This window comes from Streptomyces sp. NPDC050388 (assembly GCF_040655635.1).
Taxonomy (GTDB): Bacteria; Actinomycetota; Actinomycetes; order Streptomycetales; family Streptomycetaceae; genus Streptomyces.
Genome location: NZ_JBFAKH010000192.1, coordinates 1 through 5,073, shown reverse-complemented (window position 1 = coordinate 5,073; position 5,073 = coordinate 1). Strand labels below are relative to the sequence as shown.

Genomic DNA, 5,073 nt, shown 5'->3' with positions numbered 1-5,073 from the left:
CTACCTGACCCCGCTGGAGATCCGGCAGCGGCACGAGCAAGGACACGCCCTCGCGGCGTAAGCATCGAGTGTCCAACGTCACGGGGAAAGTCCACCCCTCAACTTCGCCGAAGCCTTGGTTCCGGAGCTGGGGGCTCGTCGTGGCCGGTGTCCGAGCGTGGTGCCATCCGACCTGGAGCTGGTGTCCAGCGCGTGGCTTGTCGGTTCGCCCTCTGCCCCGCACGGGGTAGAAATCCTCTGGTGCGAAGTTCGCGATAATTCAAGGCTTCCTGCGTGGACGGACGGGAGCTTCCCCTGAAAGGGTGGTCTCAAAAGCAGGGTGCCGGTGTGTTTTTCAGGAGCGTTGGCGTTTTTCGGCTGAAGCCGATCACTTTTAACGCCCTTATGTCGATCTGGGACTATCCATTGGGCATGAAGTGCCCGCCGAGGACGACTGGTTCGGGGATCGCAGGGAGTTCCCAATTCCGTTTTCAAAATTTTCAGCTCGTGCTGTTGTCCGCGTGGCGGGACTAGCGTACGAACGGCACGGAAAAGGACCCCGAGTTGGCTGGCGCTCGCGTCGGGGCCCTTCTCCTCGCGCTTCGTCATCCAAACGCACCAGGGAGGTACGAGAGTTGATTCAGCACGTTCGCCGGGGGCTGGCACGCCTTGTTCCGGCGACGCCCGAAGGTAGCATTCCGCTGCCGACGCTGTTCCAAACGGCCGTTGCCAGCGTCTTTTTGCTTAACTTCCGGTTCGGCTCGGCGCTGACCGCTGCGGTCATGGCCGTAGCGGTCATCTGGCCGGGGGCTCTGGCGCCGGAAGTCCAGATGATGATGACGGCAACGGCGTGGGCGGACCGCAGTGCCGTCTCCTTCGTAAAAATCCGCTACGCCGGCTGACGCGCCGGATAGGCCCGCGCAGCTCGTGCCCTCACCGCAATGTCCCGCAGCCGGGGCGGACCTAGGGCACGAGCTGCCTGCTCGTGGACACCGAGCGGACATGCGCTCACCTCTTCCCGGCAGTTGTAACAGCTGTGCTGCCTACGCCCGCGCCCGACCGTGCCGTCGTGCGGGGCCGGCATCGCCTTCTTTCAAACCCTGTGGGGTGGACACCATGCTCAAGCGCCACGGCCCCGGCGGGTCGCGCGCGACCTGCGAACTAGCGAGCCTCGATCCCGTGCTGGCCGACCCTCCATTGGTGGAGCCCGTGAGCTCTCCTCTCGCCTATGCGGCCTTCTGTCACAACCACTGGTCGGTCTACTGGCGTTTCGGCAGTGCCATCGCCGGATCGCCGCATCAGGGCGGTGAACTCGCCCGCGCCGCCCTGCGCGAGGTCGCCGACCGCTGGCCGGCGGTACTGGGCAGCGCGTCCCCCTCCGCTGCCGCCTGGGACCTGCTGTCGCAGGAGTGCGCGGCCCGGCGAACGGAGTCGGCGGCCCGACTGCACCGCATGCTCGATCGCCGTGAGGCCGATGCGCTCGTCCTGCGCCACAAGCTGGGACTGACGCCCCGGCAGGCCGGTCACGCCATGGGGCTGTCGGAAGCGGACTTCGAGCTGCTGCACAGCCGGGCCGTGCGGAACCTCGGCATGTGAATATGACACCGTCGAATGCCAGCCGGTGTGCGCCGGTGCATCAAGGGCGATAAAATGCGGCTGATTTGATTCGAAGGCGCGTCGCCCGTTGGTGGCTGCGGGTAGCAAACGTGAGAACAACTCTCCTAACATGGACCCCTACCGTCGATGGCCCGCGCCGCCGCAGGTGAGCGCGGGGTTGCGAGCGTGGGGAGCGGCTCATCGTTAATACCGGCAAACCCAGCGTGGCCAGAATGTACGATCACTTCCTCGGCGGCACGGACAATTACGCCGTAGACCGGGAGGCGTGCGAAGAATTGATGCGCCTTGCCCCCGGTGCGCGCGAGTTAGCGCTGGTGAACAGGGCCTTCCTTATCCGTGCTGTCAGATATCTCGCCCGCGAGCACGGCGTGCGCCGGTTCCTGGACCACGGCTCGGGCTTGCCGACCCGGCCGAACGTGCACCAGGTCGCGCAGGAGGTCGACCCGGCCAGTGAGGTCGTCTACATCGACAACGATCCCATCGTCCTCGGCCACGGCCGCATGATGCTTGCCGAGGACCCGGACACGACGGCCGTCCTCGGCGCCGACATGCGCGACACCGAAGCCATCTTCAAGAGCGAGGAGGTCGGACGCCTGCTACGTGACGACCAGCCGGTGGCGGCCCTGTTCGTGAGCGTTCTGCATTGCATCCCTGATGATGACGATCCGTGGGCGCTGGTCGACAGGGTCGCAGGTCTGCTGCCGCCCGGCAGCTACATGGTGATCTCGCAGCTGGCGAGCGACGACCCCGAACTGCGCGAGAACCTGACGCAGTTCATGAGGAAGGCCACCGGCGGGCAGTGGGGCCGCGTACGTACGACAGAGGAGGTCGAGAGGTTCTTCGAGCGCCTGGAGGTACTGGAGGCCCCAGGGCCGGTCGAGGTATCACGCTGGCTGCCGGACAGTGACCTCGCTCCTCGCCAGACCAGCACGGAGTGGATCACGTACGGCGCCGTAGCCCGTATCAAATGACTACTCGGAGGAACCGGCGGACAACTCGTCGATGCACTCCTGCAGACAGTCGAGCGTCTCCCGCTTCGAGAGCGCTTTGGCCCACCAGTCATCGATCGACGCCTGGTAGACCTCTACCTCACTCGGTTCCGCGAGGAAGGTGCCGCCGCGGTTCATGTCTTCCAGATAGATCGTCCGGCCGGTGGCGCTGTCGTGCGGCTTGAACAGCGTCATCGCCGGATGGACCGGCGTGTTGGACAGCGTGGCGGACTCCGGCAGGATGCGGAGGTGCACGTTGGGCTTGTTCTCGGCGAAGCTGTACAGCTGACGCAACTGCTCTCGCATCACGGTCCTGCCGCCCCGCAGCTTCCTCACGGCCTGTTCGGCAATCAGTGCCTCGAATAGGGGTGCCTCGGGCTGATCGAGCAGGTGCTGGCGCCGTAGGCGCATCTCCAGCCGCCGCTCGATGGTCGCAAGGTTCTTCTCCCGCGTCTTCGGGTCGGGATAGGCGCCGTAGAAGTTCTCCATGACCGCCCGCGCGTAGCCGGCGGTCTGGAGCATGCCGGGAACGAGGATCTGCTGATAGGTCCTGATCATCTTGGAGTGGGCCTCAAGGGCGAACAGACCGTTCAGGATGTCGCCAGCGACGTCGGAGTAGTACGACCACCACTGCTGACCGCGGGATTGCTTCATCAGCGTCTCCACTTCCTGGAGGATCTCGGGAGGAGTCCGGTAGAAGCGGAGGAGCGCGTAGATACGCTCCTCCTTGAGTCTGTGGGTGGCCTTCTCGCAGCGCTGGAGCGTCGGGACGGACCCGATACCCGGGATCTTGCGGGCGACCACCTGTTCCAGGGTGAGCTTGTTCTGGAGACGCAGATGCCGCAGCAGAGCCCCGACGAGCTGTGCTGCGGCGATCGGCGTTGCAGGGGGCGCCTGCCCCTCCCGGCCTACCAGGGCCAGAACCTGAGTGGACATCTGAACTCCTCGCGATGAACGACGGTCTCCCGCCGCGCGCCTAGGGGAACAGCCTGCCGCCTCGGGGGCAACCGCCGCCTGCTCCTTTTTAGACAGCCATGTTGCTGAACTCCCCCTTGCCTGCTCCATCCGTGAACGCGTCCCACTCGCCCTTCGTGTAGATGAGTGCAGGCCCGTCGGGGTACCGCGAGTTGCGGACGGCGAATTCGTTTTCACTCAGCCGCGCAACTTCGACGCAGTCGTTCTTCGCGTCGCTGGCCCTGGCCTTCTGCCACCGTGCACCGGCGATCTGGTCGGCCGCCATTCCGTTTTCCCGCTTGTCCATCCGTGCCTTCCTTCCGTCCTTGGCCAGCGGCGACGCCTCGCTGCTGGCCTGTCCGAGCCGGACACACTCACCCTGTTTTCACGCCGAAGTGAAATTTTCACCGGATGTGAGAATGATCAGGATTCTAGACCGCTGCCGGGCTTTGACGGTGTCCCTCGAAAGAGCGTTCTCACTCGAAGGGAAATCATTAGGAAGATCGAATGATAAACGGTCGGCGGGGTAGTGCGCCGGGGTGAAGATTGGCCGGAGTTCCACCCGTGGCGAATCTGGCGATTGCGGTGGCGTGGACTGGCGTCCGCCGCCAGGCGAAGCCGAGGCGGGGTGCGTCGTATCCGGCGTCCGCGACGATGAGGATGTCCGGGTCGCCCGTCTGCCACTGCCCCGCTGCGATCAATCGCCGGAGCAGATCGCGCAGCTGCCGGGCGGTGACGGTGGGGCGTTGTCAGGTTGAGTGGTGGCCTTCTCGGGCGGCATGATCATCCGTCTTGCCGAATCGCTGGAGGGACTGTCCGTGGTGACGCCGTCGTACCGGGGTTTCCGCTTCCCTCCGGAGGTCATCTCCCACTGCGTGTGGCTGTACCACCGCTTCCACCTGAGCCTGCGCGACATCGAGGAGCTGATGCTCGAGCGCGGCATCGAGGTCAGCCACGAGACAGTCCACCAGTGGACTCGCCGGTTCGGTCCGGCTTAGAAGTCATCTCATTTGGTGAGTCTGCGGTAGCAGATGAGGGTGCAGGCGATGCTGGTGAAGGCCAGGAAGTGCTCGGCCTTGCGTTCGTAGCGGCGGTGGAGCCGACGGCAGCCGGCGAGCCAGGCCATGGTGCGTTCGATGGTCCACCGGTGCCGCCCCAGTCGCCGCGAGGCCTCGACGCCCTTGCGGGCGATGCGGTGCCGGATACCCCGCTGGGAGAGCCATCGCCGCAGGTGGCGGTAGTCGTAGCCCTTGTCGGCGTGGAGCTTGCCGGGCCTGCGCCGATGAGGGCCCCGGCGGGACCTGATGGGTGGTATGCCTTTCACCAGCGGGATCAGGGCCTGGCTGTCATGGACGTTGGCACCCGAGATCGCGACGGACAGGGGCAGACCGGTCCGCTCGGTGATCAGGTGGATCTTCGAGCCGTACTTGCCCCGATCCACAGACATCCCACGCGGTTGGCGCGTCAAGCGGCCTGAGCGGGGACCTCTGCCGGCGGCTGGTTGGGGAAGGCCTTCGCCTCGTCGTAGGGCTGG

General features: G+C 65.5%; 6 protein-coding genes and 2 pseudogenes. 4 read left to right on the top strand and 4 right to left on the bottom strand.

The window, feature by feature from the left end; all coding sequences use genetic code 11:
- The first annotated feature begins 614 nt into the window (after nt 1-614).
- From AB0I73_RS40235 to AB0I73_RS40225, 3 genes are all read left to right on the top strand, one after another.
- The gene (locus tag AB0I73_RS40235; protein WP_363045345.1) at nt 615-881 is read left to right on the top strand and encodes a hypothetical protein; all 267 of its coding nucleotides are present in this window, start codon (nt 615-617) and stop codon (nt 879-881) included.
- 307 nt (nt 882-1,188) lie between these two features.
- Entirely contained in the window at nt 1,189-1,575 is a 387-nt protein-coding gene (locus AB0I73_RS40230; protein ID WP_363045344.1) for a hypothetical protein, read from the top strand.
- Between the two features lie 200 nt (nt 1,576-1,775).
- Nucleotides 1,776-2,567 carry an SAM-dependent methyltransferase gene (locus AB0I73_RS40225; RefSeq protein ID WP_363045346.1) on the top strand — a complete coding sequence of 264 codons (792 nt, stop codon included), beginning with the start codon at nt 1,776-1,778 and terminating at the stop codon, nt 2,565-2,567.
- Here the strand turns inward: AB0I73_RS40225 and AB0I73_RS40220 are convergent, their stop codons facing one another.
- The 3 genes and pseudogenes from AB0I73_RS40220 to AB0I73_RS40210 all read right to left on the bottom strand — a co-directional run.
- Nucleotides 2,568-3,521 (bottom strand): helix-turn-helix transcriptional regulator, encoded by a 954-nt coding sequence (locus AB0I73_RS40220; RefSeq protein ID WP_363045343.1) that lies wholly within the window; start codon nt 3,519-3,521, stop codon nt 2,568-2,570.
- An 88-nt stretch (nt 3,522-3,609) separates the two neighbouring features.
- On the bottom strand, nt 3,610-3,846 hold the full coding sequence (locus AB0I73_RS40215; protein ID WP_363045342.1) for a DUF397 domain-containing protein: 237 nt from the start codon (nt 3,844-3,846) through the stop codon (nt 3,610-3,612).
- A gap of 187 nt (nt 3,847-4,033) precedes the next feature.
- A pseudogene (locus AB0I73_RS40210) lies at nt 4,034-4,279 on the bottom strand (transposase); the annotation flags it as partial.
- A 39-nt stretch (nt 4,280-4,318) separates the two neighbouring features.
- Here AB0I73_RS40210 and AB0I73_RS40205 point away from each other — a divergent pair.
- Nucleotides 4,319-4,528 (top strand): annotated as a pseudogene (locus AB0I73_RS40205) (hypothetical protein); the annotation flags it as partial.
- A 17-nt stretch (nt 4,529-4,545) separates the two neighbouring features.
- Here AB0I73_RS40205 and AB0I73_RS40200 read toward each other — a convergent pair.
- A complete protein-coding gene (locus AB0I73_RS40200; protein ID WP_363045341.1) occupies nt 4,546-5,007 on the bottom strand; it encodes an IS5 family transposase in 462 nt (153 codons plus the stop codon).
- Nucleotides 5,008-5,073 lie beyond the last annotated feature (66 nt).

What these genes read in the sequence shown, in the direction of transcription:
- AB0I73_RS40220 (WP_363045343.1), bottom strand. Translation starts at nt 3,521, where the DNA reads ATGTCCACTCAGGTTCTGGCCCTGGTAGGCCGGGAGGGGCAGGCGCCC.
- AB0I73_RS40215 (WP_363045342.1), bottom strand. Translation starts at nt 3,846, where the DNA reads ATGGACAAGCGGGAAAACGGAATGGCGGCCGACCAGATCGCCGGTGCA.